Raw genomic sequence first — 25,043 nt, 5'->3', positions numbered from 1 at the left:
TCGGCGGTCGATCACAACCTGTCCTTGACCCCGTGAAGCGGGGAGGCAGGACCTGCGCATCTGACAATTCCGGCGACGTGACCAGTTTTCGAGCAGCCGTCTGAAACGCCATTCGATGCGGTGCACCAACGATAAGCCATTATGATTGCTTATTTTTGTGCCTCGGCGAAAGCTGTAATCGTTGTTCGAAGGTCCTGTGAAATTCGGCCTTGTCCTCGCCACACTCTCGCCCGACACTTTTTCGCGGACTTTTTCGGTCTGGCCGCAGACATACCCCATATTGGGGGTGTACGCGGGATGCGTGCTTTTGTGTTCCTTACCTGCATGGTACAAAACCCCGCAGGAAATTTTATAATTCTTAACGATTTAGGCATGGTGCCCAATTGAATTACGCCGGCAAGTTCGGATCGGACGAACTCGACCCTTTTTCCGGTGTGGCTGTTGACCTCGGGCTGCTGTCACCGCACGGCCATCTTCCTTCCCAAGGAAAGGCTCATGTCGACAAAGTTTCGACACATGCGCCGTCCGACGCCATAATCATTTCTGATGCCCGTCTGCTCTTCGCAGGCGACTTCAAGCGGTCCGGTATCGACCTCATCCTCACCAGTGGTGACCGCGAACTCGTGCTGCGCGATTACTTCAAGGGCGAGAAGCGCGCCGCGCTGGCATCGCCCGATGGCGCCCATCTCACCGGTGACATCGTCAACGCGCTGAGCGGCCACACCCAGTTCGCGCAGGCGGACGGCAGCGCCAGCATCGCGCCGGCTATCATCGGGCACGTCACCAAGTTGACGGGGAATGCGACCGCGATCCGCAATGGTGTGTCGATCATCCTGAACCAGGGCGACACTGTCCACAAAGGCGACGTCGTCCAGTCCGGCTCCGACTCGACGCTCGGCATCACCTTCATCGACGGCACCGTGTTCGGTCTCGCATCGAACGCCAGGATGGTGCTGAACGAAATGGTCTACGACCCCAACGGGTCGGACAACAAATCGCTGCTCAGCCTGGTGCAGGGCACGATCTCGTTTGTTGCCGGCGCCACCGCCAAGAAAGGCGACATGAAGGTCGACACGCCGGTCGCGACCATGGGCATCCGTGGCACGGCGGTGCTGGTCGAGATCGACTTCGAGGTGCCCGGCACGGGTATCGCGCCGCCGGCGAAATTCCAGGTGCTGGTCGAGCCCGACGGCACTACCGGCTCCTACATCCTGTTCGACAAGACCACGCTGACGCCGATCGCGACCGTCAACCGGGCCGGCACGCAGACAATCATCAATGGCCAGGGCACGGTCAGCTTCCAATCGTCGGTGCAGCTATCGCCCGACGCGCAGAAGATCATCAGCGACGTATTCTCGCTGAAGTTCACCGACCTGAACAACCCGAACACCAAGCTCACCACCAATTTTACCGACTCGATCGTTCCGGAAACGTTGTTTGTCAAGCTGACCGGCGGGGAGTTCGTTCCCGTGACGCTTCAGCTGGTCAACGTCCCGAGCGGGGGTACTCCCTTTGCGGATCCGGGCCCGCCCCCCAGGCTCGAGCACATTCCCGGGCCGCCGCAGGCCGCGGCGTTCGGCGGCGCGGTTGCCGAACGGATTGATGTGACCGCGAGCTCCGCGCTCAACAGCATCTCCGGCATTGTCAACTATGTCGACATCAACGCCGGCGACACTCCGAGCGTCAGTGCGCAGTTTTCTTCCTTCACCTATCAGAACACGCAGGGCGCCGATGTCACCGCCGCGCTGACGGCGCAGCAACTCGCCGCCATCAAGGCAGTCGAAGTGCCGCTCTCCGTGGTGCAGGACCCCAACGGCAAGAACATCGGCACGGCGACCTGGACCTACAACGTCGCCGATGGCGCGTTCGACTTCCTCGCCGCCGGCGAGACGCTGAAACTGACATACCTGGCGCGGGTCGACAACAACTACGCGCCGAACAACGAGACGACGTTTGTGCCGTTTACGATCGTCATCACCGGCACCAACGACAAGCCGACGATCTCCGCGACCGGCGGCGAGATCACGGAGCGGATCGGCACCGGCAATACGGTGATCGATACCGTGTCCGGCACCGTAACCTTCGGCGATGTCGACCTGACCGATCGCCCTGTCGTCGGCGCGGCGATCTCCACGACCGATCCGTTTCGCTATTACGACGCACAGGGCAACGACATCACCGCGACGCTGACGCCGGAGCAGTTGGCGGCGATCCTGGCCGTCGAGGTGCCGCTCAGCGTGGTGCAGGCGGCCGGAAACACCAATAACGGCTCGGCGACCTGGACCTACAGCATCGAGGATAAAAAGTTCGATTTCATCGCCAAGGGCGAGACGCTGGTGCTCAACTACGTCGCTCAGGTCGATGACGGCCATGGCGGCGTCATTACGACGTCGATCACGGTCTCGATCGATGGCGCCGATGTCGCCGTCTCCGGTACCAACGATGTTCCAACCATCGAGGTGACGAGCGCCGCGTTCCCCGAGCTGGTGAATCCCAGCCAGCCGAATCCAACCGGATCCACGGCGCTTCATACGGTATCGGGCACGATTAGTTTCACCGACGTCGACCTGACCGACCGCCCGGTGGCGAGCGCGGAGTTCACGTCTTTCACCTACAAGAACGCCGCCCTCACCGACATCACCTCATCGCTCACTGCAGCCGAGCTCGCTGCGATCGCAGCTGTCGATGTGCCGCTGACGGTGGTGCAGGCGAACGGCAATACCAACAACGGTTCGGCAAGCTGGAGTTACAGCGCAGCCGACGGGGCGTTCGATTTCCTCGCCGACGGCGAAATCCTGACGCTGACCTATACGGCCACGGTCGATGATGGCCATGGCGGTGTGGTGACCAAGCCGTTTACCGTCACCGTCACCGGCAGCAACGATACGGCTGAGATCACCAGCGACCCACAGACCGCGACCATCGCGGAACGCGCAGACACCCACAATTCGGCGACGCCAGATGCCGCCAGCGGCGCGATCACTTTCACCGATGCCGACCTGACCGACACGCACGACCTCAAGATCACCGACGTAAGCGCCTCCGGCGTGGTGACCGGCCTCGCCAACGGAACGGTCCAACTGAGCTGGCTGACGCTGGGGCCGCTGACCGATTCCACCGACGGCGTGCAGGGCTCGAAGAACTGGTCGTTCTCGGCGCCGGACAGTTATTTCGACTACCTCGCCGATGGCGAGACGGTGATGCTGACCTACACGGTAGAGGTGGACGACCATCATGGCGGCATCACCTCGCAGGATGTTGTCGTCACCATCAACGGCAGCAACGACGCCCCTGAGATCGCCGATATCGCGCAGCAGGGCCTCGCCGAGCAGACCGGTACGTCGGCGCTGACAGCGACGATCCCGGTCACCTTCACCGATCTCGATCTGTCGGATATCGGCCACACCGCAGCCATCACCAAGGCGGTGGCGACCGGCACCACGTCAGGCCTGGCGCTCGATCAGGCGGCGCTGATCGCCTTGGTCAAGCCGGGTACGGTGACCAAAGCCGCCGGCTTCTCGGCCGGGTCGGTCGACCTGTCATTCTCCGCGGCTTCAACCGCATTCGACTATTTGGCGAAGGGCGAAGTCCTGACGTTGACCTATACGGTCGCGATCGACGATGGCGATGGCGGCGTGACGCCGAAGACTTTTGTCGTCACCGTCACCGGCAGCGACGATGCGCCTGTAATTGCCGATATCGCGCAGAAGAATCTGACCGAGCAGACCGATACCTCGGCGCTGACGACGACGATCCCGGTGGCGTTCACCGACGTCGACCTGACCGACGTCGGCCATACCGCCGCGATCACCCATGCCGTGGCGTCCGGCACCATGACCGGCCTTGCGCTCGACGAGGCGGCGCTGATCGCACTGGTCACGCCAGGGGCTGCGACCAAGAATTCCGGTTCATCGTTCGGCTCGGTCAGTCTGTCATTCTCGGCGGCCTCGACTGCTTTCGATTATCTCGCGAAGGGCGAGGTCCTGACACTGACCTATACGGTTGCGATCGACGACGGCGATGGCGGGACCACGTCCAAGAAGTTCGTCGTGACCATTACCGGCACCAATGATTCCCCCGTCGTTGCGACCGAGGACGTGACCGGCGCCGTGACGGAACAGGACATGCCTGCGGGCAATCTGACCGATAGCGGCACGATTGCGTTGGCGGATGTCGATCTCACGGACGCCCATGACATTGGACCAACGATCACGGCATCCAGCGGGGCGCTCGGCTCCCTGACCGCCTCCGTGAATCCTGACACTGTCAATGGTATTGGCGGCCTCATCAACTGGAACTACAGCGTTCCGGATTCGGCCGTCGAATTCCTCGCGAAGGGCGAGACAAAGGTCGAGCACTTCACGATCACGCTGGACGACGGCCACGGAGGTACGGTCAGCCGCACGATCGACGTTACCATCACCGGCACCAATGATGCACCGGTGCTGACCGCCTCGCACCCATTCCTGACACCGATCGTGGAGGGCGCTACGACGATCGCCGGCCAGACCGTTGCCTCGTTCCTCGGAGCCAGCATTACCGATGTCGATGACGGCGCGCTGCAGGGCATCGCGATCACCGCCACGACGGGCGCACATGGCCACTGGGAATATTCCACTGACGGGACCACCTTCTTCGCTTTCCCGGCGGTATCGACGACATCAGCCTTGCTGTTGGCCCCGACCGACCTCATCAAGTACGTATCCGACGGAGAGAATGGCGAAACCGCGACAGTTACCTACCTAGCGTGGGATCAAACCACCGGAACCAGCGGTGCGACGGTCGATGCATCATTGGCAGGCGGCTCCACGGCTTTCTCGGTGGCGTCGGACACCGCAACCATGACGGTGACATCGACCAACGACGCACCGGTCGTGCAGTCGGGTGTGTCCACGAAGGTGGCGCAGCTCGCGAACCACAATGGCGTTGCTGTCTTCGACGGCCATTTCTTCTTCGGCAACGACAAGCTCACCGTCAGCGATCCCGACGGCGCCCTGTTCGGCATCGCCATCACCGGGGTCGACAACGGTGACGCGGGGGGAAGCTGGGAGTATCAGATCGCCGGCGGGGATTGGCACGCGATCGACCTGGCGTCCGGCAAGGCATTGTTGCTCTCCGCCGATGCGAAAGTGCGCTTCACCGGCTCCGGAAGCGGCGACACCGAGCATCTGACCTTCATGGCCTGGGATGGCACCGATGGCTCGACCTCCGGCTCGATCATTCCAATGCCTTCGACGACAGGCGGTACGACCGCATTCAGCAGCGGGGTCTACAGCGTGGGCGCCAAGAACGATGCGCCGGTCATCAACACCACTCAGTTTACCTTGGCCGGAGACCAGGTCGACGGGACGACGCCCCTCTCGATGCTGGCGACCTCGGGCAACGACGTGATCTTCTCGACCGCGCACGACGACATCCTGAAGGGCGGCGCAGGCGCCGACCAATTCGTGTTCGCCAAGCACATGGGCAACGACACGATCGCCGATTTCTTGCCGGGGCAGGACAAGATCGATCTTCTGACGAATCTGCCGTTCACTCCTGATGATCTGGCTTCATTCAATTCCTGGCTCAACAGCAGTGCAGTCGCGCAGGTCGGCGCAGATTCGCTGATACAGTTCGATGGAAACAACAGCATCCTGCTGTCGAACGTCGCCAAGGCGAACCTGCACATGAGCGACTTCATTCTTCACCCGGGCGGCAGCGGTAATATCTGATCCGCGGCAGTAGGTAGAGCAGCCTTTCGCGCGAATCCGGCATGCCTGATCCGTCGATGCGTGATATCCAGACAGCATGAAACGACTGCGGGTATTGCGGAGATGGTTCGGGCGGCGCATCGGCTATGCAAGGCTGCTGTGCCTTGTGCTGCTGATCGGGTTCGCCGCGCTTCGCGTCGCCGACCCGGCCCCTGTGGAGGAAATCCGCGTTCGGACCTTCGATGCCTTCCAGCGCATCGATCCGCGCCAGAAAACGGCACGGCCGGTCACCATCGTCGATATCGACGACAAGAGCCTCGAGAAGCTCGGGCAGTGGCCATGGCCGCGGACGCGGATCGCGGCCCTTGTCAATGAGTTGACCAAGCTGGGAGCCGTGGTGATCGCGTTCGACGCGGTGTTTTCGGAGCCCGACCGGCTCAACCCCGCGGTTGCGGCCGAGGCGATCCCGCAGCTCGACGAGGAAACCCGCGCCAAGCTGCGCGCGCTGCCGAGCAACGACCAGATCTTCGCCGATGCGATCCGAAAGTCGCGCGTCGTGCTCGGCGAGTCGGGCCTGCCGGAGGAAATCGCAACCCTCGACAAGACACTGCCGGTGACCGGGATTGCGATGCTCGGCGAGGAGCCGCAGCGCTTCATGTTCGATTTCCCCGGCCTATTGCGCAACGTTCCGGTGCTGGAGCACGCCGCCGCCGGGCGCGGCCTGTTCACCATCAAGCCCGAACGCGACGGCATCGTACGGCGGGTGCCGATGATCATGCAGGCGCAGGGTCAGACCATGCCCTCGCTGACCTTCGAGATGCTCCGCGTCGCCACCGGCTCGGGCACGATCCTGATCAAAGCCGAAAAGGCCGGTATCAAGAGCCTCGGCATCAAGGGCGTCCAGATTCCGACCGACCATAACGGCCAGCTCTGGGTTCACTACGCCCACAACGACGCCTCGATCTATGTCCCCGCGGTCAACGTGCTGGAGAAGAACGTCGCGCCCGACATGATCGCTGGCAAGCTGGTGCTGATCGGTACGTCCGCGGTCGGCCTCAACGACATCAAGACCACGCCGGTATCGCGCGCCATGCCGGGCGTGGAGATCCACGCCCAGGTGCTCGAGAGCGCGCTCAGCGGCGCGGTGATCTCGCAGCCGATCTACGGCATTGCCGTCGAATTCGCGACAGCGCTGCTGTTCGGGCTTCTGGTGATCGCGTTTGCGCCGCTGTTCGGGCCGATCACGCTGGTTGCCCTCGGCGCGGCGTTCGCAAGCGTGCTGGTCGGAACCTCGGCATATTTCTACACCCAGAACCGGCTGCTGATCGATTTTACCTATCCCCTGATGTCGACCACGGCGATCTACCTTACGCTGATCTTTTCCAGCTTTGTGCGCGAGCAGGCGCAGCGCCGGCAGATTCGTTCCGCCTTCGGGCAATATCTGTCGCCGGCTCTGGTCGAGCAGCTTGCGCAGTCGCCGGAAAAGCTGGTGCTCGGCGGCGAGGAGCGCGAGATGACCATTATGTTCTCGGACATGCGCGGCTTCACCTCGATCTCGGAAACGTACAAGAGCGACCCGCAGGGGCTCACGGCGCTGATGAACCGTTTCCTGACGCCGCTGACCAACGCCATCCTCGACCGCAAAGGTACCATCGACAAATACATGGGCGATGCCATTATGGCGTTCTGGAATGCGCCGTTGGACGACAAGGACCACGAGCTCAACGCCTGCGAGGCGGCGCTCGACATGCTGGAGCGCGTCGACGAGCTTAACCAGGCGCGCGAGCTGGAGGCCAAGCAAGAGGGACGTCCGTTCATCCCGCTCAATATCGGCGTCGGCCTCAATACCGGCCTCTGCGTGGTCGGCAACATGGGCTCCGACCAGCGCTTCGACTATTCGGTGTTCGGCGACAGCGTCAATCTCGCCTCGCGCCTCGAAGGGCAGTCGAAAGAATATGGTTTTCCGATCATCGTCGGCTCCAAGACCGCGCTGGCGGTCAAGGACAAGTTCGCCATCCTCGAGCTCGACTTCATTATGGTGAAGGGCAAGAACGAGCCGGAGGTGATCTACGCCATCGCCGGTCGCGAGGACACCGCGCAGTCCGGCCGTTTTCAGCGCCTGCGCAACCTTACGATCGAGATGCTCGCCTGCTATCGCAACCGTGACTGGGACGGCGCGCTGGCCGCGATCGCGCGCGGCCGCAAGACCGACGAAGCAAATTCGCTGGAGCTGCTCTACAATCTCTACGAAGCGCGCATCCGCAACTATCTCGAAAATCCGCCGCCGGAAGACTGGAACGGCGCCTTCGCGCTGCTGACGAAGTGATGGACCGAAGCGCGTTGGGCAAAGTGTAGCGTGCCCACCATTGCGAGCGCGCGATGGAATGCTGGGCACGGCGCAAGAGCGCCTTTGCCCACCCTACACTTCCTCACTCCAGCCCGATCTGCGTCAAATCCTGGAACCAGTGCTGCGCCTGCACGAACTTCTTCACCTTCGGCGACAGTGCATGCGGATTAGTGTCGTGCACCACCCAGACCAGCGTGGCGTCGTCGACGATTTGCGCATGCGCCTGCGCCAAGAGTTCGTCCTGCTTGGCCACATCAAACGTCTGCTTGGCCTCGTCGATCAGCGCGTCGACCTTCGCGTTCTTGTAGCCGCCCCAGTTGACGCCGACGGGGGCAATCTGGCCGGAGTGGAAGAAGCGGACGATGGCGTAGAGCGGGTCTGACGTGACATAGGCGATGTTGTTGGAGGTGATGCCGGCGTTCATCTCGTCGGCCGCGCCCTTGCGCCATGCCGTATAGAGCGTCTCGAGCTCGACCACCTTGAAGTCGATCTCGATGCCGATTTCCTTGAAACTCTGCTGCAGGAATTCGTTCATCGGCAGCGACAGCATCTGCCCGGTGCCGCCCTGCGCGATGACGAAGGTCGTCTTCAGCGGCTTTTCCTTCGAATAGCCGGCCTCCTGCACCAGCTTCTTCGCCGCCGCGACATCATATTTGAGCTCAAAGGATGGCTTGCCGAACCACGGGCTCGACGGATCGACCTGTCCCTTGGCGGGTTTCGCCAGGCCGTTCATCAGCCCGACCACGGCCTCGCGGTCGATCGCGAGATTCAGCGCCTTGCGCAGGCGGATGTCGGTCCAGGGCGAGCCGGGCAGCACGCTCAAATGATAATTCCAGACATGCGGCGTGACGTTGTCGACGATCTTCATGCCCGCGGATTTGAGCTGCGGCACCGCGTCCGGCGCCGGGGTCTCGATCAGGTCGACCTGACCGGCTAGCAGCGCATTGGTGCGCGTCAGCGCTTCCGGCATCGGGATCAGCACGATCTTGTCGGCCTTTGGAAGCCGCTTCGGATTCCAGTAGTCCGGATTTTTGGTCAGCTCGGCGAGTTCGCGCGGGACGAGCTTGGTCAGTTTGAATGGCCCGGTGCCGGAGGGCTGGCTGGCGAACTTGTCCCAGTCCTTGCCGAGCTTTTCATATTGCGCCGGGCTTGAGACCAGGAACCAGAGCATCTGGTACGGGAAGAAGGAGTCGACCGTCTTGGTCGTGATCTCGATCGTCGCCTCGTCGATTTTGGCGTAGCTCGCGACCGAGGGCAGGCGGGTCTTGACCTGCGCGCTCTGGCGCTTGTCGAATTGCGGTGCCTTGTCGTTGAGCACCTTGTCGAGATTCCAGATCACCGCGTCGGCATTGAAGTCGCTGCCGTCATGAAATTTGACGCCCTGGCGCAGCGAGAAACGCCATTTCTTCTTGTCGCTGTCATCGACCTTCCATTCGGTGGCAAGGCCCGGCACCAGTTTGCCCGGCCGGTCGGACACGTCCATCTCCCAGGCGACCAGCGGATCGTAGATAGTATAGGCGGAAAACTGGTAGGCGCCGGCGCCGCGGTCGGGCTGGCCGGTGGTTAGCGGAATGTCCGCCATCGAAATGCCGTAGCGCACAACGGTCTCCGCCTGCGCCGAAATCGCGGAGAAGCCAAGAGATGATCCGAGGGCTACTGCCGCGGCAGCAAGAAGCATCGAATTTCGGGTGCGCATGAATTAAGCTCCATCGGGCGAGTTTTGGAGCTAAAAATGCAAGCTTGGTGCCAGCTTAGGCATCCGCCGTGAATTGCATGCGCGCTTCACAAGGAGTTGTGCGGTCAAATGCATAGCCGGATGGAAGCATGCTGTTTGGCACAGGCGTTGCATACGGTTGCATAAGAATTAGTCACCCAAGCGTTGAGAAGGGGATTGCTGCAAATGCGTAACGACAAATCGAAGAAGACGGCCGCCGCGTGGCTGCTGGCAACCGCGCTGGTGGTCGGTCTGCCGCAACTCGCAAGCGCCGAAACGGTGCTGCGGATCGGCATGACGGCTGCCGATATTCCGCGCACGCTCGGCCAGCCCGATCAGGGTTTTGAGGGCAACCGTTTCACCGGGCTGACCATGTATGACGGCCTGACGATGTGGGACCTGTCCTCGGCCGACAAGGCAAGCGTCATGATTCCCGGGCTCGCGACCGAATGGAAGGTGGACGAGGCCGACAAGAAGAAGTGGACCTTCAAGCTGCGCCCCGGCGTCAAATTCCATGACGGCAGCGACTTCAATGCCGACGCCGTGGTCTGGAACGTTGAGAAAGTACTGAAGCAGGACGCGCCGCATTTCGACGCCAGCCAGGTCGGCGTCACCGCCTCGCGCATGCCGACGCTGGCCTCGGCGCGCAAGATCGACGACATGACGGTGGAATTGACAACCAAGGAGCCGGACAGCTTTCTCCCGATCAACTTGACCAACCTTTTCATGGCGAGCCCTGCCAAGTGGCAGGCCTTCTATGACAAGGCTGAAGGCGCCGACGCCAAGGCGAAATCGCAGGCCGCCTGGGCCGCGTTTGCCAGGGACGCCTCGGGCACCGGTCCGTGGAAGATGTCGAAATTCACCCCGCGCGAGCGGCTGGAGCTGGTTAAGAACGAGAGCTATTGGGACAAGGGCCGGGTGCCCAAGATCGACCGGATGGTGCTGTTGCCGATGCCGGAGGCCAACGCCCGCACCGCGGCCTTGCTGTCCGGCCAGGTCGACTGGGTCGAGGCGCCGGCGCCGGATGCGGTCAAGGAGATCAAGGCGCGTGGTTTCCAGCTCCAGGCCAATGAATCCCCGCATGTCTGGCCGTGGCAGTTCTCGCGCATCGAAGGTTCGCCCTGGAACGACATCCGCGTCCGCAAGGCCGCAAATCTCTGCGTCGATCGCGAAGGGCTCAAGGAAGGCCTGCTTGCCGGCCTGATGGTGCCGGCGACCGGCACGTTCGAGCCCGGCCACCCCTGGCGCGGCCAGCCAAAATTTGAAATCAAGTATGACAAGGCCGCCGCGCAAAAGCTGATGCAGGAAGCCGGCTACGGCCCGAACAAGAAGCTGACGGTGAAGACCCAGACCTCGGCCTCAGGGTCGGGCCAGATGCAGCCGTTGCCGATGAACGAATACCTGCAGCAGGCGCTGGCCGAGTGCTATTTCGACGTCCAGCTCGACGTCATCGAGTGGAACACCCTGTTCACCAACTGGCGCCGGGGCGCCAAGGATCCCACCGCCAACGGCGCCAACGCCACCAACGTGACTTATGCGGCGATGGATCCGTTCTTCGCGCTGGTGCGCTTCCTGCAGTCGTCGATGGCACCGCCGGTGTCGAACAATTGGGGCTACATCAACAATCCCAAGTTCGACGAGCTGGTGACGAAAGCGCGCCAGACCTTCGATCCCGCGGCGCGTGATGCGGCGCTGGCCGAACTGCATGCGGCGTCCGTCGACGACGCGGCGTTCCTCTACGTCGCCCACGACGTCTCCCCGCGCGCCATGAGCCCGAAGGTGAAGGGCTTTGTGCAGCCGAAGAGCTGGTTCGTCGACTTTTCGCCGGTGTCACTGGCGCCGTAAGGTGAGCACAATGGTAGGGCTCCCCTCCCCCTTGCGGGGAGGGGTCGGGGAAAGGGGTTCACACGGGCAGTCCCAGTGTGGTCACCCCTCTTCCTAACCCTCCCCCGCAAGGGGGAAGGAGCCCTCGCATCGTGCGCTCCTTCCTGTAACCTGCGCATCTCATGGTGCTGCATCACGTCAGGTAACCCGTGTTCGCCTATATTGCCCGACGTATCGTCTACGTCATTCCGATCGTGATCAGCGTCGCGCTGGTGTGTTTCCTGCTTGTGCACATTACGCCCGGCGATCCGCTGGTTGCCGTGCTGCCGGCGGATGCGTCGCAGGAACTCGCCGCGCAATTGCGCACGGCCTATGGCTTTGATCGCCCGCTGCCGGTGCAATTCGGGCTCTGGCTGTGGCGCGCGCTCCATGGCGATCTCGGCAGCTCGATTGCGACCGGCCGCCCGGTGCTGACGGAAGTTTTGCGCGCGGTCGGCAACACCGTGACGCTTGCGATTGCCGCGGCGCTGATCGGCTTCACGCTCGGGCTGCTGTTCGGCCTCATCGCCGGCTACTTTCGCGATACCTGGATCGACAAGGTCGCGACCTCGATTGCGATTGCCGGCGTCTCGGTGCCGCATTACTGGCTCGGCATGGTGATGGTCATCATCTTCTCGGTGCAGCTCAACTGGCTGCCCGCAGTCGGTGCCGGTCCCGGCGGCTCCGGCGCGTGGGGCTGGGATTGGGAGCATATGAAATATCTCATCCTGCCGGCGATCACGACGTCTGTCATCCCGATGGGCATCGTCACCCGCACCGTGCGCGCGCTGACTGGTGACATCCTTTCGCAGGATTTCGTTGAGGCGTTGCGGGCCAAGGGCTTGCGCGAACTTGACGTGTTCAAACACGTCATCAAGAACGCAGCGCCGACCGCGCTCGCGGTGATGGGGCTGCAACTGGGTTACATGCTTGGCGGTTCGATCCTGATCGAGACCGTATTCTCCTGGCCCGGCTCGGGCTTGCTGCTCAATTCGGCGATTTTCCAGCGCGACCTGCCGCTGCTGCAGGGCACGATCCTGGTACTGGCGCTGTTCTTCGTGGCCCTCAATCTGCTGGTCGATATCGCGCAGGCCGCGATCGATCCGCGCATCAAGCGGGGCTGACATATGACCGTGATGTCGGATACTGCGCTACAGGCTGCCCCCGCCACCAAGGCGCGCGGCTATTGGGCCACCGTCGGCCGCCGCATCGCGCGCGACAAGGTCAGCATGGCTTGCGCGTTCGTGCTGGTGCTGATCTTCGCCTCCGCGCTGCTGGCGCCATGGCTCGGGCTCGCCGATCCCTATCAGGGCTCGATGATCCGCCGGCTTCGCCACATCGGCACGCCGAATTATCCGCTCGGCACCGACGAACTCGGCCGCGACATGCTGGCGCGGCTGATCTATGGGGGGCGGCTGTCGCTGATCATCGGCATTCTGCCCGTGATCTTTGCCTTCGTGATCGGCACCTCGTTCGGCCTCGTCGCCGGCTATGTCGGCGGCAAGCTCAATACCGCGATCATGCGCACCATCGACGTCTTCTACGCCTTCCCGTCGGTGCTGCTGGCGATCGCGATCTCCGGCGCGCTCGGCGCCGGTATCGTCAATTCCATCGTGTCGCTGACCATCGTATTCGTGCCGCAGATCACCCGTGTCGCCGAAAGCGTCACGACCGGCGTGCGTAACATGGATTTCGTCGAGGCCGCGCGCGCCTCCGGGGCCGGACCCTTCACCATCATGCGCGTGCATATGCTCGGCAACGTGCTCGGGCCAATCTTCGTTTACGCCACCGGTCTGATCTCGGTGTCAATGATCCTCGCCGCCGGCCTGTCGTTCCTCGGCCTCGGCACAAAGCCGCCGGAGCCGGAATGGGGCTTGATGCTGAACACGCTGCGCACCGCGATCTATATCAATCCCTGGGTGGCGGCGCTGCCGGGCGTCATGATTTTTGCGGTTTCGATCTGCTTCAATCTTTTGAGCGACGGCATGCGCAGCGCCATGGACATCAGGAACTGACGCAATGAGTGAAACAAGCCCGTCAGTCGAGTTATTGGAGCAGGTCGAGGACATCGGCGGCGCGGCGCAGCCGCTGTTGCAGGTCACCGGACTTACAAAACACTTCCCGGTGCGCGGTGACCTGTTCAGCCCTCGTAAAACCGTGCGCGCGGTCGATGATGTTTCTTTCTCCATCGCCAAAGGCGAAACCGTCGGCATCGTCGGCGAATCCGGCTGCGGCAAGTCGACCACCGCGCGTCTTCTGATGCACCTGATGAAGCGCGATGCCGGCGACATCGTCTATGACGGCATGCAGGTCGGCCGCGCGCTGTCGTTGCGCGAATTGCGCCGCGGCATGCAGATGGTGTTTCAGGACAGCTACGCCTCGCTCAATCCGCGTCTGACCATTGAAGAATCGATCGCGTTCGGGCCAAAGGTGCACGGCATGGCTGATAGCTCGGCGCGGACGCTGGCGCGCGAGTTGCTCGGCAAGGTTGGCTTGCGGCCGGAAACCTTCGCCAACCGCTACCCGCACGAAATTTCCGGCGGCCAGCGCCAGCGCGTCAACATCGCGCGTGCGCTGGCATTGTCGCCGAGGCTCGTGATCCTTGATGAAGCGGTATCAGCGCTCGACAAATCGGTCGAAGCCCAGGTGCTCAACCTGCTCGCAGACCTCAAGCGCGAATTCGGGCTGACATATCTTTTCATCAGCCACGATCTCAACGTGGTGCGCTATATCTCGGACCGCGTGCTCGTCATGTATCTCGGCGAGGTGGTCGAGCTCGGCCCGGTCGACAGGGTCTGGGATGCCCCCGCGCATCCCTATACGCGGGCGCTCTTGGCGGCCATGCCCTCGTCCGACCCTGATAACCGCACCGAGACGCCGCCGATCTCCGGCGACCCGCCCAATCCGATCGATCCGCCGTCTGGCTGCCGGTTTCACACCCGTTGCCCGTTTGCGGAGCCGCTTTGCGCAAATGCGACGCCAAAGCTCAGCGATCTCGATACAATGGGCCATCAGGCGGCGTGCTACATGGCCATCGCTGGCTCCGGGCACAGCCGCGCACCGGCCAAGGAAACTGACAAGAAAAACGACATGGGAGTAACCGCCGCATGACAAGACCCGATCCCAAACAGGTCAAGGTAATGACCGACGTCGCGGGCGTGCCGCAGGATGCAGAAGTATCCGCGCGTATCGCCAATTCCATCGGCCCGGCTTTTGACGGCTTTGCGCCCGTGGCCGGCACGCTGCCGATGGATCTCGAGCCGGCTAGCTTCCTGCTGGTGCAGAACGCAAAGGTGTCGAAATGAGCGGCGAACCGGCCTTGATGTCAGCGGTCGCGGTTGCCAAGGCGATCGCCAGCAAGAAATTGTCCTCGCGCGAGGTGACGCAGTTCTGTCTCGGCCGCATCGCGCAATGGCAGCCGCGGGTCAACGCCTTCATGGCGATCGAGGCGGACAAGGCGCTGGCCGCCGCAGATGCCGCCGACGCGGCGCTCGCGAACGGCAAGAATCTCGGCCCGCTGCACGGCGTGCCGATGGCGCACAAGGACATGTATTACGAGGCCGGCAAGGTGGTGACCTGCGGCTCGAAAATCCGGCGCGACTACGTGGCGACGACGACCTCGACCGCGCTGCAGCGGCTGAAGGACGCCGGCTCCGTCAGGCTCGGCTCATTGCAGATGGTCGAGTTCGCCTACGGGCCGACCGGCCACAACGTGCATTACGGCGCAGTGCGCAACCCCTGGAATGTCGATCACATCACCGGAGGCTCCTCGTCGGGCTCGGGCTCCGCGGTCGCGGCGCGGCTGACCTTTGCAGCGCTCGGGTCCGATACCGGCGGCTCGATCCGGATGCCGGCGCATTTCTGCGGCGTCACCGGCTTCAAGACCACGGTCGGCCTGATCAGCCGCGCCGGCGCGATGCCGCTGTCGCAATCGCTCGACACCGTCGGGCCGCTCGCGCAGACGGTCGAAGACTGCGCGCTGCTGGTGGGGCTGATGGCGGGCGCCGATCCCGAGGATCCGACCACGTCCACGCGGCCGGTGCCGAACTACATGGCCTCGACCACAGGCACGATGAAGGGCGTGAAGATCGGCGTGCCGACCGCCTTCTATGTCGACGATCTCGATTCCGAAGTGGCGCGGGTGCTCGACGAGACCATCGCCACTCTCAAGCGCGAAGGTGCCGAAATCGTCAAGGTCGAGCTGCCCGACCAGCGCCAGCTCACCGCCGCCTGCCAGATCGTGCTCGCCACCGAGGCCGCCGCCATCCACAAGCGATGGATGATCGAACGTCCCCAGGATTACGGTGCGCAAGTGTTGATGCGATTGCAGAACGGCCTCGCCATTCCGGCCGTGACCTATCTCGAAGCGATGCGTTGGCGCGGCCCGGCACTTGCCGCCTACCTCGCGGCGGTGGAAGGCACTGACGCAGTGATCGCGCCGGTCGCGCCGATGCCGGCCGCGACGATTGCCGAGAGCGATGTCGGCAACAGCCTCGACGCGGAAGCCGTGATCCAGCGCATTACGCGTTTCACCCGGCCAATCAACTATCTCGGCCTGCCATCGCTTTCGATTCCGTCGGGCTTCACAAAAACCGACCTGCCGGTCGGCATGCAGTTGATCGGCCGCCCCTTCGATGAGGCCGGGCTGGTGCGGATCGGCGCGGCGTTTCAGCGCGCAACGGACTATCACCAGCAGCTACCCAAACTGGCATGAGTAACGGCGGCATGAGCAATCTCGTCGATATCCGCAACCTCAACATCCGCTTCACCGGCGAGCGCACGGTTCATGCTGTCAACGATATCTCGCTTTCGCTTGGCGAGGGCGAGGTGCTCGGTCTGCTCGGCGAATCCGGCTCGGGAAAAAGCGTGACCTTGCGCGCGCTGATGCGGCTGTTGCCGAAGAAGCGGACGCAGATTTCGGGCACCGTGAAGGTGCTGGGCCGCGATGTGCTGGCGATGAACGACGAGGAGCTTTCGGCATTTCGTGGCCAGACCGTCTCGATGATTTTTCAGGAGCCGGCGCTGGCGCTCGATCCCGTCTACACGATCGGTCGCCAGATCGCGGAGACCGTGGTCCGCCACGAAGGCAAGACCGAGAAGGAGGGACTCGCGCGTGCGCTGGAAATGCTGGAGGTGGTACGCATTCCCTCCGCCAAGCGCCGTCTCGAAGCCTATCCGCACGAAATGAGCGGCGGCATGCGCCAGCGCGCCATGATCGCACTAGCGCTGGCCTGCAAGCCGAAAATACTGCTCGCCGACGAGCCGACCACGGCGCTGGACGCCACCGTGCAAATCCAGATCCTGCTGCTGCTCCGCGAACTGCAGCGCGAGTTCGGCATGTCCGTGATTTTCGTGACCCACGATATCGGCGTCGCCATCGAAATCTGCGACCGCGTCGCGGTCATGTATGCCGGCCAGATCGTGGAGCAGGGGCGCTTGCGCGACATCGTGCGCACGCCGGTGCATCCGTATGCCAAGGGACTATTGGCTTCAACCGTCCACGGCGCAAAACGCGGCCAGCGGCTGGAAACCATCCCAGGCACGCCGCCCTCGCTCGACAAGGCTCCCGCGAGTTGCTCCTTCGCGCCGCGTTGCACGGTTGCGCAGCCGCGCTGCACCGAACGCCTGCCGCCGAACGTGCCGGTATCGCCGGGTCGAACGGCACGCTGCGTACTGGCCGAGCCTGTTGACGCTGTCACGAGCTAATCGCCGCCGCGGCGCTGCACTCGCTCTCCCGCTGGCGGGGAGGGCTGGGGTGGGGGTGCCGCCGCGAGTAAGACTGTTCGTATGGAGCAGGGTGCACCCACGTGCATCCAGGTTTGCTTTCGCTTGCAAAGACGTGGACGGCCGGGACAAGCCCGGCCATGACGAAGAGATCAGGTTGCCAACCGCGTTCCCCGGATGCTGCGCGGCGCGCCGCTCTTCGCGGCGTGGTGCGCTGCTGATCCGGGGGCCATCCGCGCTGGCGAGGGGTCCCGGCTCTGCGGTGCATCGCTTCGCGATGCACCGCGTCCGGGACACGTGATTTATCCACCCAGCCCCGGATCGGCCCAGCGCTCGATCTGCGCCGGCCCGACGACCTGCTTCGGCTGATGCGGATTGAGCGTGCCGGCGCTGGCGGACCAGCCCTTGGCCAGGATTTGCATTGCAAACAGTTTGGCGTCGATTTCAGATTTGAAGGTGCGGGTCGAGCGGGCCATGCTCTCCGCAGTATCGTCCGTCTTGTCCGGACCGAAAGTCACATACCAAATATCGCCGTGTTTCATGCCGACATAACGCGCGTGACATAAAAAAGTTTCACTTCGCAGGCCGCATGTGGAAGGCGCACGGAAGGCTCGTCACATCGTACAATCGTGAATAGGCTGTCGTCCGGCTTGCGCCGCAACTTGGGGGCTTCACATGCAGATTTCCAACGAAGGCATTCTCGTCATTTTGTTTGTCGGCCTGGTGGCCGGCTGGCTCGCCGGCAAGATCGTGCGCGGCACCGGATTTGGCATCATCGGCGATATATTAGTGGGCATCGCCGGCGCGCTGCTCGCGAGCCTGCTGTTTCCCAAGCTCGGCATCCGTCTCGGTACCGGGCTGGTGTCCGAGATCGTCTACTCCACCATCGGCGCCGTCATCCTGCTGCTGATCGTCCGGCTGTTGCGGACCGGCGGGCGGTTTTAGCGCGACGCTATTTCGCACGGCCAACCGCCTCTGCGATCCAGCGCCGCACCGCGGCAATCCGGCGGTCGCGCGCCTGTTCGGTGCGGGAGACGAGGTAGATCGTCTCGCTATGCGTGGTCTCGAACGCAAATGGCACGACCAGCTTCTTGCCGAAGGAAGGCCGTGCCTTGATCAGCGGCGACATGGCGAGCGTCACGCCAAACCCCTGCTCGGCGGCTTCCAACATCGCCGGCACGTTGTCGAGCCACAGGTGCCCGCGCGCTTTGAGATGCAAGAGGCCGGCCTCCCTGAGCCAGACGGGCCAGGCGCGCGGCTGCGTCGTCAGGTGAATCAGAACCTGCCGCGACAAATCTTCCGGCTTTCTCAATCCGCCCCTGATCAATCCGGGTGCGCAGACCGGCAGCCCCTTCACCGCGACCAGCGGTTCGAATTTCAGCCCGGCCGAGTGCTCGCGGCCGTAGCGGATCGCGACGTCGACGCGCGAGGCATTGAAGTCGGCATATTGATGCGTGGCCTCGATGCGCAGCGTCAGCTGCGGATTGCGCCGATTGAACTCCGGCAGAGCCGGAATCAGCACGGCCGAGGTGAAGAACGGCAGCGAACTGATCCAGAGTTCGGCGTTGGCGTCGCGGCGATGCTGCAGCATATCGCGGCTGGCACCCTGCAGCGCCGCCAATGCCGCCGAGACTTTTGCAAAATAGCGCTCGCCGTCCGCGGTCAGTCGTACCGAGCGCGCCCCGCGCACGAAAAGTTTCGTGCCGAACTGCTCTTCCAGCCCGCGGATTTGATGGCTGATCGCCGATGGGCTCAGCGACAGGTCGCGCGCCGCGCGGCGAAAGCTCAGTTGCGACGCAGCGCGCTCGAACGCCAGCAGCGCGGGCAAGGCAGGAATCGCGTGCAGCGATGCGCCGGGCGGTTCGGACGGGTGAATGATATTCATCTGAGGTGAGAAAATCCCTTTTGTTGCAGCCTCCAGTTTCCGCCAGATTGGCTCGACGTTCAACCATCGTCACCACTGGAAGACGATCCATGGCCATCTTCGAATCCGTCGGCTCCCATCGCTGGCAACCCACAGCGCTTGCCGCCGGCCCCTTCGCGGGCCTGCAGGGCGGCGCAGTCGCAAGCCTGCTGGCGGCGGAAGTCGAGGCACTGGCTGATCAGCGCAGATGGGGGACGGCAATTTCGTGCTCCGCATGGTTTTTGCGCCCGACGCCGATGGCGGAGTTACGAACCGCTCATTCGGTCGTGACCGACGGCGGCCGCGTCAGCGTGATCGACAACACGCTGTGGCCGGCCGATGAAGACCAGCCCTGCGCCACTGCCCGGGTGACGTTGTCGCGGGAACGCGCGGTCGAGGTGCCCGGATTTGCCGATCTCGCAAGCGAGGCCGCCGATCCTATGCAGTTTCCGATCCGCACGAAGCGGGCGGCGCATGGCAAGCCCTGGTTCATGGAGGCCATGGAAGCGCGCCAGGGCGACGGCATCGCCTGGTTTCGTATGAACCATAATGTTATCGACGGCGCAGGACCCTCGTCGATGCTGCCGCTATCCTCGGTGCTCGGCCCGGCGGACTGGACCCATGGCATCGCCCGCCCGGTCCAGGACGTGGTCGCGGACCCGAACCCCAATCTGACGGTTCAGTTATTCCGCCGGCCGGCCGGCGACTGGGTCGGCGTTCGCGCCCAAGCCCGATGGCGGCCGGCAAACGGGCTGGGCGTCGGAAGCGGCGTCCTGCTCGACGTCAACGGCGAGATCGGCCGGGTCTCGATGTCGGTGATTCTGGTGCCGTTTCCGCGCCAGGCGAAGGCCGAGCCCGCCGCAGGGCTGGCGCCGGCGTCAAATTAGCTGCCCAAATGCGCGAATGCCGCCTCCAGCCGCTTCAGGGGGTGAACTGAGTTGGGGTTAACGTGACTTAAATAGACGATGTCCGAAAACATCGCTAAAACCCGCACGTCACCTGATCCTTTTGAAGAGACACGCATTAATGGCAGCCGCTCCCGGCGTCCGGCGTTCCGAACTCGGTGAAGCGCTGCGCGCCTGTCGCAACGCCTTTATCGGCGTTGGCGTCATGAGTTGCATGATCAATCTGCTGTATCTCACCGGCTCGGTCTTCATGCTGGAGGTCTACGACCGGGTGCTGCCGAGCCGCAGCGTGCCGACCCTGGTCGGATTGGTGATTCTCGCCGGGGGACTCTACATCGCGCAAGGCTGTCTCGATCTGATCCGGGGTCGCATTCTCGGCCGCATTGGAACCGCGCTCGATGAAGCCATCAATGCGCGCGTGTTCGAGACCGTGGTCCGGCTGCCGCTGATGGTCGGCGCCCGCAACGAAGGCCTGCAGCCGCTGCGCGATCTCGACAATATCAGGTCATTTCTCGGCAGCATGGGGCCGGGCGCGTTCTTCGACCTGCCGTGGCTGCCGTTCTATCTCGCGATCTGCTTTGCGTTTCACTGGCTGCTCGGCGTCACCGCGCTGGTCGGCGCCGTCATTCTGGTGACGCTGACGCTGATTACCGAATTCTTGTCGCGGACGCCGGCCAAGGAGGCGATGACGCTTGCCGCGCGGCGCAACGATCTGGCCGCCACCAGCCGCCGCAACGCCGAAGTGCTGGTCGCGATGGGCATGTCCGGACGGCTGATGAAGCGCTGGGGCGAGGCCAACGAGACCTATCTGGCGGGCAATCAGCGCGCCAGCGACATCGCCGGCGGCCTGGGTGCGGTGGCCAAGGTCCTGCGCATGATGCTGCAATCGGCGGTGCTCGCGGTCGGCGCTTACCTCGTGATCCACCAGGAAGCCACCGCCGGCATCATCATTGCGGGTTCGATCTTGAGCGCGCGGGCGCTGGCGCCGGTCGATCTTGCGATCGCCCACTGGAAAGGCTTTGTCGCCGCGCGCCAGAGCTGGTATCGCTTATCAAAACTCCTGCAGCAAGTGCCGGCGGCGAATGAACAGACGCTGTTGCAGGCGCCCACGAAACGGCTGTCGATCGAGGCCGTCAGCATCGTGGCGCCGGGCGACCAGCGCGTTATCGTGCAGGATGTCAACTTCGCCGTCGACGCTGGCACCGGCCTTGGCGTGATAGGTCCGAGCGGTTCCGGCAAATCGTCGCTGGTACGCGCGCTGGTCGGCGTCTGGACGCCGGCCCGCGGCAAGGTGCGGCTTGATGGCGCGGCGCTCGACCAGTGGTCGTCGGACGTGCTCGGCCGCCACATCGGCTATTTGCCGCAGGACGTCGAATTGTTCGCCGGCACCGTGGCGCAGAACATCTGCCGCTTCGACCCCGACGCGAAGTCGGAGGAGATCATCGCCGCCGCCAAGGAAGCCGGCGTGCACGAGATGATCATCAAGATGCGCGAGGGCTACGATACCCAGATCGGCGAGCAGGGCACTGCGCTGTCGGCCGGCCAGGCCCAGCGCGTGGCGCTGGCGCGCGCGCTCTATGGCAATCCGTTTCTGATCGTGCTCGACGAGCCGAACTCCAATCTCGACAGCGAGGGCGACGAGGCGCTGACCCGCGCGGTGCGCGCTGCCCGCGAACGCGGCGCCATCGTGGTCGTGGTGGCGCACCGGCCGATCGGCATCGAGGCGGTCGATCAATTGCTGGTCTTGAAGGACGGCCGCATGCAGGCGTTCGGTCCGAAGGAAACCGTGCTCGGCCAGGTGCTGCAGCGCGTACCGTCGCCGCCGCCGATCAAGATCGTTTCCGAAGCGGGAGCTGCGAAAAAATCATGATCGCGGAGCTGAAAGGCGCGCGCCGCTCGATCCGCTCGCATCTCATCGTTGGCCTGGCGTTGATGCTGGTCATTGCCGGCGGGTTCGGCGGCTGGGCCTCGACGGTGCAGATCTCGGGCGCGCTGATCGCGCCGGGTTCGGTGGTGGTCGATTCCAACGTCAAGAAGGTCCAGCACCCGACCGGCGGCGTGGTCGGCGAGGTCAGGGTGCGCGACGGCGATGTCGTCAAGGCGGGTGACGTCGTGGTGCGGCTCGATGAGACCGTGGTCAAGGCGAGCTTGGCCATTGTGGTCAAGACGCTGAACGGATTGTGGGCGCGGGCGGCGCGGCTAGAGGCCGAGCAGCGCGGCCTCGACAAGATCAAGTTCCCGCCGCAGCTCTCCGATCGCGCCGACGATCCTGATGTCCGCGACGTCATCGCGAGCGAAACCAAACTGTTCGAGGTGCGCGTGTTCGGGCGCGCTGGGCAGAAATCGCAGTTGCGCGAGCGCGTGGCGCAGCTCAACGAGGAAATCGCCGGCCTCACCGCTCAGGAACAGGCCAAGGAAAAGGAAATCGCACTGGTCGAGAAAGAGCTGGTCGGCGTCCGCCAGCTCTACGAGCAGCGCCTGATCCAGATTTCGCGCCTGACGGTTCTGGAGCGTGATCTCGCCCGCCTCTCGGGGGAGCGCGCGCAATACATCGCTGCGCGCGCACAGGCGAGGGGCAAGATCACCGAAACCGAGCTCCAGATCATCCAGATCGACAAGGACGTGGTCAGCGAGGTCTCCAAGGATCTGCGGGAGACCAACGACAAGATCGGCGAGTTCGTCGAGCGCAAGGTCACCGCAGAGGATCAACTGCGCCGCATCGACATCCGCGCGCCGCAGGACGGTGTCGTGCTGCAGTCGACGGTGCACACCGTCGGCGGCGTCATCACCGCGGGCGACGCCATCATGATGATCGTGCCGAAGGCCGACGATCTGTCGGTCGAGGCCAAGGTCAACCCGCAGGACATCGACAAGCTGCAGGTCGGCCAAAAGACTCTGCTCAGGCTATCCGCCTTCAACCAGCGCACCACGCCGGAGTTGAACGGCGTGGTGACCCGCGTCTCCGCCGACGTCACCACCGACCAGCGCACCGGCCAGAGCTACTACACCATCCGTGTCTCGCTGCCGCCGGACGAGGTCAAGCGCCTCGGCGAGGTCAAGATCATTCCCGGCATGCCGGTGGAGGCCTTCGTGCAAACCGGCGACCGCACCATGTTGTCCTATCTACTGAAGCCGTTCAGCGACCAGTTGATGCGCTCGTTTAGGGAGAGGTGAGGCGGTGCGGGCGTGACCGCGGCCTCATGGTTCGAGACGCCGCTTCGAGGCTCCTCACCATGAGGGTTGAAAGGTTCGCGCGGGTTATCTGTCTCCCTCATCCCTGAGGAGCCGCGAAAGCGGCGTCTCGAAGGCTGAAGCCCCGCTGTCGAACCTGCTTCGGCGAGAGGCCTCGAAACAGCCGTCCACTACCTCAGGTCATACTCATCCGGCCCCATCGCCCACGCCCATTGCTCATGGCCAGGAGCATAGGTGCGGTTGGTCTCGGCCGGATTGCGGTTGACCAGCGGCCGCATGAACATCGGGTGCGTGGCGCTGCGCACCTCGTGTTCGACGGTGAACAGGTGCCGGCCGCTCTCGAGATCGACGATTTCACGGAAGCGGTATTGATACTGGTTGTCTTCCTGCGAGATCAGGCCGCGCTTGCTCAGGCGGCGATAAGGGCCCGAGAAGTCCGTGATGTAGATCTGCACGTGATGACCATCGTAATCCGGCAGCGCACGGTCGGTCTCGCGGAACTGCAGATACTGATTCTTTCCGGCCTTGACGCGCGCCACGGCGCCGTCGCCGTTCGTGAACTCGGCCTGCATGCCCATGATCGCGGGATAGAAGGCGCAGATCGGTTTCGCCGTCCCGGCCGGCACGTCGAATTCGACATAGGGAATGCCGAGCGTGATGCGCCCGAAGCGCGCGGCGTCCGGCTCATAGCAGCGCACGCGGTTGCCCCACGGGCAGATCGCCTCGATATGGTCGTTGCGCTCGTTGAACGCGAACGCCGTGCCCTCCAGCTTCTTTGCGACCGAGGCGAGCCGGTCGAGCAGCGCCGCGCGGCCCGCGATAACGATGCCGGTATGGCCGCGCAGCACCTGCGGCGCGCCCTGCGGCAAATGAAACTGACTCCTGCCGACATTGACCCACATGTTGGTGTCCGACACCATTAGATAGGGATCGCGGGTCAGCCCGAGCCCAGCGACATAGAACAGTGTCGCCAACCGCTGATCGGGGATGGTGACGTTGACATGCTCGAAAATGGATCGAATTACCGAGATCCTCTGCGGCGCGGTCGAACTGTTGTTGCATGGTTGCGATCCTCAGGTAACGGTTGATCACGTAGCCCGGATGGAGCGCAGCGCAATCCGGGACCAATTCATCCGGCGGCACTGCCCCGGATTCGCTGCGCTCCATACCGGGCAACGATTGCCTCACCTCGACAAATTCTCCAGCAGCAAATTCAGCGTCGTTTTCGCAAACGCCTGCATGTTGGCCTGCCGGTCGGCGCTTCCGGTCTCCAGCGTAAAAACTTCGTTTTGCGGCCCCGCTACTGCCATGCAGCTATGGCCGGCGGCGTCGCCGTAGCGGTTGCCGGTCGGGCCTGTCGCGCCGGTTTCCGACAATCCCCAGTCGGTCGCAAAACGCTGGCGGACCTGGCTTGCGAGCAGTTTCGCGTACGGTTCGGACGCCGAGCGAATGCCCTTCATGGCGTCATCCGGGATGTCCATTAACAGCCGCCGGGCATCGCGCGTGTAGACCACCGCGCCGCCAAGAAAATAGGCCGACGCGCCCGGCACCGACAGCAGCGCCGACGAGATCAGGCCGCCGGTCGAGGATTCCGCAACCGCGATGGTCTGTTTCCTCGCGATTAACTGCGCTGCGATCTTTTCTGCGATCGTAACAAGCTCGTTCATTTCAACTCCTGCGCGCACGCCATTTGTCCAGTCAT

At 63.5% G+C, this 25,043-nt stretch carries 18 protein-coding genes; 13 read left to right on the top strand and 5 right to left on the bottom strand.

Annotated elements, in window-relative coordinates; translation table 11 throughout:
- The first annotated feature begins 383 nt into the window (after positions 1–383).
- Entirely contained in the window at positions 384–5,714 is a 5,331-nt protein-coding gene (locus HCN58_RS19990; protein ID WP_171581094.1) for a VCBS domain-containing protein, read from the top strand.
- Between the two features lie 76 nt (positions 5,715–5,790).
- Positions 5,791–8,019, top strand: coding sequence for a CHASE2 domain-containing protein (locus HCN58_RS19985; RefSeq protein ID WP_171581093.1), 2,229 nt, complete (start codon positions 5,791–5,793; stop codon positions 8,017–8,019).
- 103 nt (positions 8,020–8,122) lie between these two features.
- Here the strand turns inward: HCN58_RS19985 and HCN58_RS19980 are convergent, their stop codons facing one another.
- Positions 8,123–9,736, bottom strand: a complete 1,614-nt coding sequence (locus HCN58_RS19980; protein WP_171581092.1) for an ABC transporter substrate-binding protein — start codon at positions 9,734–9,736, stop codon at positions 8,123–8,125.
- 204 nt (positions 9,737–9,940) lie between these two features.
- Between HCN58_RS19980 and HCN58_RS19975 the strand changes: the two genes are divergently transcribed.
- From HCN58_RS19975 to HCN58_RS19945, 7 genes are all read left to right on the top strand, one after another.
- Entirely contained in the window at positions 9,941–11,599 is a 1,659-nt protein-coding gene (locus tag HCN58_RS19975; protein ID WP_171581091.1) for an ABC transporter substrate-binding protein, read from the top strand.
- 188 nt (positions 11,600–11,787) lie between these two features.
- Positions 11,788–12,741 (top strand): ABC transporter permease, encoded by a 954-nt coding sequence (locus HCN58_RS19970; RefSeq protein ID WP_171581090.1) that lies wholly within the window; start codon positions 11,788–11,790, stop codon positions 12,739–12,741.
- 12 nt (positions 12,742–12,753) lie between these two features.
- Complete coding sequence (locus HCN58_RS19965) at positions 12,754–13,632, top strand: ABC transporter permease (protein WP_376701199.1); 879 nt, start codon at positions 12,754–12,756, stop codon at positions 13,630–13,632.
- Between the two features lie 4 nt (positions 13,633–13,636).
- Complete coding sequence (locus HCN58_RS19960; protein WP_171581088.1) at positions 13,637–14,728, top strand: ABC transporter ATP-binding protein; 1,092 nt, start codon at positions 13,637–13,639, stop codon at positions 14,726–14,728.
- Positions 14,725–14,922 carry a hypothetical protein gene (locus tag HCN58_RS19955; RefSeq protein ID WP_028351776.1) on the top strand — a complete coding sequence of 66 codons (198 nt, stop codon included), beginning with the start codon at positions 14,725–14,727 and terminating at the stop codon, positions 14,920–14,922. Before HCN58_RS19960 ends, HCN58_RS19955 begins: the two co-directional genes overlap by 4 nt.
- Entirely contained in the window at positions 14,919–16,331 is a 1,413-nt protein-coding gene (locus tag HCN58_RS19950) for an amidase (protein ID WP_171581087.1), read from the top strand. Before HCN58_RS19955 ends, HCN58_RS19950 begins: the two co-directional genes overlap by 4 nt.
- An 11-nt stretch (positions 16,332–16,342) precedes the next feature.
- Positions 16,343–17,323, top strand: a complete 981-nt coding sequence (locus tag HCN58_RS19945; protein WP_171581086.1) for an ABC transporter ATP-binding protein — start codon at positions 16,343–16,345, stop codon at positions 17,321–17,323.
- A gap of 320 nt (positions 17,324–17,643) precedes the next feature.
- On the opposite strand, the gene HCN58_RS19940 is transcribed toward HCN58_RS19945, so the two are convergent.
- A complete protein-coding gene (locus HCN58_RS19940) occupies positions 17,644–17,859 on the bottom strand; it encodes a Sec-independent protein translocase family protein (protein ID WP_171581085.1) in 216 nt (71 codons plus the stop codon).
- A 157-nt stretch (positions 17,860–18,016) separates the two neighbouring features.
- Between HCN58_RS19940 and HCN58_RS19935 the strand changes: the two genes are divergently transcribed.
- On the top strand, positions 18,017–18,286 hold the full coding sequence (locus HCN58_RS19935; protein ID WP_171581084.1) for a GlsB/YeaQ/YmgE family stress response membrane protein: 270 nt from the start codon (positions 18,017–18,019) through the stop codon (positions 18,284–18,286).
- A 7-nt stretch (positions 18,287–18,293) separates the two neighbouring features.
- Here HCN58_RS19935 and HCN58_RS19930 read toward each other — a convergent pair whose 3' ends face one another.
- Positions 18,294–19,226 (bottom strand): LysR substrate-binding domain-containing protein, encoded by a 933-nt coding sequence (locus tag HCN58_RS19930; protein WP_171581083.1) that lies wholly within the window; start codon positions 19,224–19,226, stop codon positions 18,294–18,296.
- An 89-nt stretch (positions 19,227–19,315) separates the two neighbouring features.
- On the opposite strand from HCN58_RS19930, the gene HCN58_RS19925 reads away from it, so the two are divergent.
- The 3 genes from HCN58_RS19925 (at position 19,316) to HCN58_RS19915 (ending at position 23,323) form a co-directional block, all read left to right on the top strand.
- Complete coding sequence (locus HCN58_RS19925) at positions 19,316–20,131, top strand: acyl-CoA thioesterase domain-containing protein (protein ID WP_171581082.1); 816 nt, start codon at positions 19,316–19,318, stop codon at positions 20,129–20,131.
- 139 nt (positions 20,132–20,270) lie between these two features.
- The gene (locus tag HCN58_RS19920) at positions 20,271–22,019 is read left to right on the top strand and encodes a type I secretion system permease/ATPase (RefSeq protein ID WP_171581081.1); all 1,749 of its coding nucleotides are present in this window, start codon (positions 20,271–20,273) and stop codon (positions 22,017–22,019) included.
- A complete protein-coding gene (locus HCN58_RS19915) occupies positions 22,016–23,323 on the top strand; it encodes an HlyD family type I secretion periplasmic adaptor subunit (protein ID WP_171581080.1) in 1,308 nt (435 codons plus the stop codon). The genes HCN58_RS19920 and HCN58_RS19915 overlap by 4 nt, the downstream gene beginning before the upstream one ends.
- Positions 23,324–23,511: 188 nt before the next feature.
- On the opposite strand, the gene HCN58_RS19910 is transcribed toward HCN58_RS19915, so the two are convergent.
- Both HCN58_RS19910 and HCN58_RS19905 read right to left on the bottom strand, forming a co-directional pair.
- A complete protein-coding gene (locus HCN58_RS19910) occupies positions 23,512–24,315 on the bottom strand; it encodes a hypothetical protein (protein WP_235983744.1) in 804 nt (267 codons plus the stop codon).
- Positions 24,316–24,525: 210 nt separating this feature from the next.
- On the bottom strand, positions 24,526–25,008 hold the full coding sequence (locus HCN58_RS19905; RefSeq protein ID WP_171581079.1) for a CinA family protein: 483 nt from the start codon (positions 25,006–25,008) through the stop codon (positions 24,526–24,528).
- Between the last annotated feature and the right edge of the window lie 35 nt (positions 25,009–25,043).

Origin of the sequence: Bradyrhizobium australiense, from assembly GCF_013114825.1 — a bacterium.
Taxonomy (GTDB): Bacteria; Pseudomonadota; Alphaproteobacteria; order Rhizobiales; family Xanthobacteraceae; genus Bradyrhizobium; species Bradyrhizobium australiense.
The sequence above is the reverse complement of the archived record's forward strand: the minus strand, read 5'-3'. Positions and strand labels throughout refer to the sequence as shown.

Bases quoted from the DNA above. Each gene is read 5' to 3' on its own strand.
- HCN58_RS19985 (WP_171581093.1), top strand. From the start codon at position 5,791: ATGAAACGACTGCGGGTATTGCGGAGATGGTTCGGGCGGCGCATCGGC.
- HCN58_RS19980 (WP_171581092.1), bottom strand. From the start codon at position 9,736: ATGCGCACCCGAAATTCGATGCTTCTTGCTGCCGCGGCAGTAGCCCTC.
- HCN58_RS19975 (WP_171581091.1), top strand. From the start codon at position 9,941: ATGCGTAACGACAAATCGAAGAAGACGGCCGCCGCGTGGCTGCTGGCA.
- HCN58_RS19965 (WP_376701199.1), top strand. From the start codon at position 12,754: ATGTCGGATACTGCGCTACAGGCTGCCCCCGCCACCAAGGCGCGCGGC.
- HCN58_RS19960 (WP_171581088.1), top strand. From the start codon at position 13,637: ATGAGTGAAACAAGCCCGTCAGTCGAGTTATTGGAGCAGGTCGAGGAC.
- HCN58_RS19955 (WP_028351776.1), top strand. From the start codon at position 14,725: ATGACAAGACCCGATCCCAAACAGGTCAAGGTAATGACCGACGTCGCG.
- HCN58_RS19950 (WP_171581087.1), top strand. From the start codon at position 14,919: ATGAGCGGCGAACCGGCCTTGATGTCAGCGGTCGCGGTTGCCAAGGCG.
- HCN58_RS19945 (WP_171581086.1), top strand. From the start codon at position 16,343: ATGAGCAATCTCGTCGATATCCGCAACCTCAACATCCGCTTCACCGGC.
- HCN58_RS19935 (WP_171581084.1), top strand. From the start codon at position 18,017: ATGCAGATTTCCAACGAAGGCATTCTCGTCATTTTGTTTGTCGGCCTG.
- HCN58_RS19930 (WP_171581083.1), bottom strand. From the start codon at position 19,226: ATGAATATCATTCACCCGTCCGAACCGCCCGGCGCATCGCTGCACGCG.
- HCN58_RS19925 (WP_171581082.1), top strand. From the start codon at position 19,316: ATGGCCATCTTCGAATCCGTCGGCTCCCATCGCTGGCAACCCACAGCG.
- HCN58_RS19920 (WP_171581081.1), top strand. From the start codon at position 20,271: ATGGCAGCCGCTCCCGGCGTCCGGCGTTCCGAACTCGGTGAAGCGCTG.
- HCN58_RS19915 (WP_171581080.1), top strand. From the start codon at position 22,016: ATGATCGCGGAGCTGAAAGGCGCGCGCCGCTCGATCCGCTCGCATCTC.
- HCN58_RS19905 (WP_171581079.1), bottom strand. From the start codon at position 25,008: ATGAACGAGCTTGTTACGATCGCAGAAAAGATCGCAGCGCAGTTAATC.